Source organism: Nostoc sp. CHAB 5715 (genome assembly GCF_020829685.1).
Taxonomy (GTDB): domain Bacteria; phylum Cyanobacteriota; class Cyanobacteriia; order Cyanobacteriales; family Nostocaceae; genus Nostoc.
In genome coordinates this window covers 1-2,796 of the sequence record NZ_JAIVFR010000958.1, presented here as the reverse complement: position 1 = coordinate 2,796, position 2,796 = coordinate 1, and the positions used below count along the sequence as shown (strand labels likewise).

General features: G+C 39.4%; 2 protein-coding genes. Both read left to right on the top strand.

Annotated features, from left to right (window positions below):
* The first annotated feature begins 617 nt into the window (after positions 1 to 617).
* Positions 618 to 1,532 carry a M23 family metallopeptidase gene (locus tag LC574_RS34325; protein WP_229458075.1) on the top strand — a complete coding sequence of 305 codons (915 nt, stop codon included), beginning with the start codon at positions 618 to 620 and terminating at the stop codon, positions 1,530 to 1,532.
* An 895-nt stretch (positions 1,533 to 2,427) separates the two neighbouring features.
* Positions 2,428 to 2,775, top strand: a complete 348-nt coding sequence (locus LC574_RS34320; protein WP_229458074.1) for a hypothetical protein — start codon at positions 2,428 to 2,430, stop codon at positions 2,773 to 2,775.
* Positions 2,776 to 2,796 lie beyond the last annotated feature (21 nt).

Genomic DNA, 2,796 nt, shown 5'->3' with positions numbered 1-2,796 from the left:
GCAAATTGCTTATGATATGTCATTGCGAGTGCAACGAAGTGGAGCGAAGCAATCACAATGACTCTGCGATTACTTCACTCCGCTATCGCTGCGTTCGTAATGACAAGTATTTAGCCGGACATGATATGACGCCTTTATTCTATTTCGATAAACGTATGCCACCGTTCGATGCAATACTGTTCGGATAAGCTCTTGAGGCTCTTGAGGAAAGAGAGTTATTGTTCAGTAATTCTTCTCTCAAGAACAGCTTCTCTTCCCGAACTGCCCCCCCTGCCTGCCTCAACCAAAAAATTCCTTAACCGAACGGTATTGCCGTTCGATGCGTCGGTGGCTGGCATACGGTAAAAAGATTACACTTGTAGCGCCAAGGTGTTATATCTGCTAAATTTCCTGATATTTACCGAGTCAGCTTGAAACAGCAAATAATCAGAAACTATAGGAATCATATTTGATTTTTGAAATTATCTATGTAGGTGGGGAGTGGGTAGAGACGCGATTAACCCTTGTCTGTACGGAGTAGGGAATATGGAATCACGCTTTTCGAGTTGTACGGATTTTTTTCAGAAATCAAATCATAGTCCTATATCTGAATTATTGTTTGAATAAACTTTCAATTTATGAAAAAAGTTACCCTTTATCGATACCGCACTTATGGACTAATTGCGTTAATATCCTTAACCGCCGTATTAAGTACAACTACATCTGCCCTAACACAGTTAGCAGACGATTCCCCAATTAGGCAAACTCCTATCCCTGCTTCTAACTTAATCTGGCCGACTCAAGGGTTTATTTCTCAAGGCTTCCGCAAATATCAACATGAAGGAATTGATATTGCAGGGGTATCTGGAACTCCTATTGTTGCTGCTGCATCTGGTACAGTCATCAAAGCAGGTTGGGATAATTGGGGATTAGGCAATGCTATAACTATCAAACATCTTGACGGCAGTATCACTGTTTATGGTCACAATCGCCGTTTGTTGGTAAGCAAGGGTCAAGAGGTCATTCAAGGTCAAATTATTGCTGAGATGGGATCTACAGGCAATAGTACAGCGCCTCATCTGCACTTTGAAGTTCATCCAAATGGTCTAATAGTAGTTGACCCCCTTCATCTATTGACATCCTTAACTGCAAGTGTTAACTCTGGTTCTAGAGTTCAGCAAGCCGATAACCCGAACCGCCCAATCTCGACACCCCCAGTTACAAAGCAAGTTTCACCTTCACAGCCAATTCCAATAGGTTTTGCATTTGTTAGCACTGATACTAAATGCAATGGAGTTACCATCATTGAGGGTGAGACTGCAAGTATTCGTGTAAAAGTCTGTGAAGAAAATGGTCAGTTATTTTATATTGGGCAGTTAAAGCAAGACCCAAGCAAGCCTATAAAAATCGCAGCTTTAAATATTGGCAAAGGCAAATATCGAGCAGATAATGGTAGTTTTTATTATTTAGTCAGTTCTGAAAAAGTGGAAGTTTGGCGAAATGGCGCTCAGATGCGTTCTGACAGATTTTATAATTTAACAAAATCGCCATAAAGTTACCATCCAATATTTGACTGTACTGCAAGCGATCGCTTGATTTGATTAATTTGCTAAGTCAGTCGATAATTATCTGTATAGTTTTTCCCTTAAGTTTTCTATCTTAACTGGCTAAAACCTATCTAAAAATAGAGAATTATACACAAAGCTTTCAGAGAAATACTTGCTCTTTGAGCCTTATATCACAAATTTAGCCACCTTCTGTGTGCCAGCGTATGCAAGAAAACTGGCTTTTCCAAACTCTTATAAAGCAAGGATTATAGGCATTCATAATTATGTCCATATATTTAAACAATTCGCAATACTTCGGCTACGCCCTTCTCTACGAGAAGCTGCGCCAACGGCTACGCTCAGGACAAGCGAGCGTACAAGTTCGCAATACTTCGGCTACGCTACCTCGGCTTTGCGCGGACACCGAGGTGCATGCTACCTAAAATGCGAACAATTTAGTTTTTATCGTGACGTTTATACCTCTGATCAATTACTGTATTGGCTCAGGCGTTGACCAAATCAGTTATCAGTGAACAGTTATAGTCGATATACCTAGAGACTGATTTTATTATAACTAAAGATATAGTAAATTTCATTCTAGAGATTGATGCAGGCGTTAGCATTTTCAAAGTACAAGTAGAAACAGAGAACTTGAGAGAAGATTGTCAAATAAAAAACGTAATGATTTTGCTAAAGAATTAAGGTGGTATTTGTTTATTATCCCTTAACTAGTTCGATGCAGAAATCCTAAGACAATTTCTTCGTCAAGTTCGTTTATAAAGAACTTTCAGATTGAAGCCTAGCTGCCTATTTTTATTATTGCTCTTTACTAAGTAAGGTGTGATCTGCGGCTATTTCAGTCAAAGTTCTGCGTTATTAAAGCTGTTATCGAGGATTTCAAATGAAAATGATTGCTTCTGTTTTAAGTCCGGTACGCTTCCTAGTTGTGGCTTTTACTTGCGCCTTACTATTGTTATCTAGTGCTTTTCCTGCTTTTGCGATCGATAGCTATCAAAGTGAACCTACCGAAGCTACTACACAACTGCTTGATATTCAGGCCAAAACTGACGAAGCCAGTAAAGCACCACCAATAGGATTGAAAAAGACTCAAAAAGAGACTAACGAAGGACTTAATGAGGTTCAGGGAGCTGCTGATATTGACAAGCAGAAGCGTCCAGAAAATTCCCAGAGTGCAACATCTGTGGAAGACAATATAAAGAATGTGTTGGAGAAAGTTACAGGTAAGTAACTAAATTAATAGTTCTGGTAC

Excerpts from the sequence above, each read along its gene's own strand:
- LC574_RS34325 (WP_229458075.1), top strand. The coding sequence starts at position 618 with ATGAAAAAAGTTACCCTTTATCGATACCGCACTTATGGACTAATTGCG.
- LC574_RS34320 (WP_229458074.1), top strand. The coding sequence starts at position 2,428 with ATGAAAATGATTGCTTCTGTTTTAAGTCCGGTACGCTTCCTAGTTGTG.